The organism is Dawidia cretensis (assembly GCF_018598175.1).
Classification (GTDB): Bacteria; Bacteroidota; Bacteroidia; order Cytophagales; family Cyclobacteriaceae; genus Ohtaekwangia; species Ohtaekwangia cretensis.
On sequence record NZ_JAHESE010000115.1, the window covers coordinates 1 to 528 of the forward strand.

Consider the following 528-nt stretch of genomic DNA (forward strand, 5'->3'; position numbering starts at 1 on the left):
ACCGGCACAGCAGCCGTAGCAAAGCTTGAGCTTACGCGGGAAGGCAAAAAGACCTTTACAGACTACCTTGTCCTCGCAAAATTTACGGAAGGCTGGCGGATCATCAGCAAAAGCTTCTATCGCTATCCGTAAGCCGAACGACTTCCATCGGTGACTAAAATAATTCCCTTTTTTGGTCGCCGTCCCACCGATAACTGCATAGAATGGGGTCGTCCTTGCACAGATAAGGGCGGCCCGTTCTTTTCAGGAGGATTAGCATGACACATGCTTTCAAACATCTTATCGCGGTACTCTTGCTCCTTACGGGCGTCGTCGGCGTACAAGCCCAAAACACGTACCTGCTGAGCTATGAGCACAAGGAGTCGCGCCGCGCAGATAAGTCGAGCTTGCTCTTCTACCTGGAGGAGCTTCCTGCGGGAACGACACACCACCAGCCCGACCTGGTAACATTAGAAGACGCTCAATACCGGCTGTATTACATCCGGCTCCGCGAACCGTCTGCCTCTTCCTATTTTGGCTGTGACAAAT

The 528-nt window shown here is 52.3% G+C and carries 2 protein-coding genes; both read left to right on the plus strand.

Annotation, left to right across the window (positions count from 1 at the left end; all coding sequences use genetic code 11):
• Window positions 1-132 (plus strand): nuclear transport factor 2 family protein (locus tag KK062_RS31150; protein ID WP_369075193.1); only part of this gene is annotated, 132 nt, incomplete at its 5' end.
• A gap of 125 nt (window positions 133-257) precedes the next feature.
• Window positions 258-528 (plus strand): hypothetical protein (locus KK062_RS29980; protein WP_254088072.1); only part of this gene is annotated, 271 nt, incomplete at its 3' end.